General features: G+C 65.0%; 1 protein-coding gene. It reads left to right on the forward strand.

Translation table 11 applies throughout. The features are described from left to right. Positions 1-244 precede the first annotated feature (244 nt). A partial coding sequence (locus tag EN884_RS37155; RefSeq protein WP_164895472.1) for an FAD-dependent oxidoreductase occupies positions 245-927 on the forward strand: 683 nt, incomplete at its 3' end.

The raw sequence follows: 927 nt of genomic DNA on the forward strand, positions 1-927 counted from the left end.
GCGAAACGCTGGCCGCTGCCGCCAAGGCAAAGGCGCAGGCAGCACCCGCCGCGCCCGCCGACGGAGCCGCCGCTCCGGCCGATGGCGCAGCGCCCGCCGATGGTGCGGCCCCCGCGGACAACAACTGACGCGCATTTTCAAATGGCCTTGCGGCCTACTGCGAAAGCCCGGCCTGTCCGGGCTTTTCTTTTGCCGTTTTGCGGCCTACCTGTCTGACACATTTCTGAAGCCTGGGAGCCGCGTCATGGCCGGTTACGACTACGATCTTTTCGTCATCGGCGGCGGCTCGGGCGGGGTGAGGGCGGCCCGCGTCGCCGCGGCACTCGGCAAGCGTGTCGGCATCGCCGAGGAATACCGCTATGGCGGCACCTGCGTCATCCGCGGCTGCGTGCCGAAAAAGCTCTACGTCTATGCCTCGCAATTTCCCGAGCACTTCGCCGACGCCGCCGGCTATGGCTGGACGGTGCCGGAAGCCAGTTTCGACTGGCAGACGCTGGTCGCCAACAAGGATCGCGAGATCAGCCGGCTGGAGGCGATCTACGTCAGGAACGTCGAGGGCGCCGGCGGCGAGACCTTCCACTCGCGCGCCATGATCGTCGATCCGCATGTCGTGCATCTCCTGGGTGAGGATCGCACCGTCACAGCAGACCAGATCCTGATTGCCACCGGCGGCCGCCCGGCGGCGCATCCGGCGCTGCCCGGCCACGAACATTGCATCTTTTCCAACGAAGCTTTCGACCTCAAGGAGTTGCCCAGGGCGATCATGATCGAGGGCGGCGGTTACATCGCCGTCGAGTTCGCCAACATTTTTCACGGTCTCGGCGTCGACACGACGCTGGTCTATCGCGGCAAGGAGATCCTCAGCCGGTTCGACATGGACCTGCGGCGCATGCTGCACGAAACCATGGAAAAGAAGGGGATAAGGAT

Source organism: Mesorhizobium sp. M7A.F.Ca.AU.001.01.1.1 (genome assembly GCF_004022735.1).
Classification (GTDB): Bacteria; Pseudomonadota; Alphaproteobacteria; order Rhizobiales; family Rhizobiaceae; genus Mesorhizobium; species Mesorhizobium ciceri.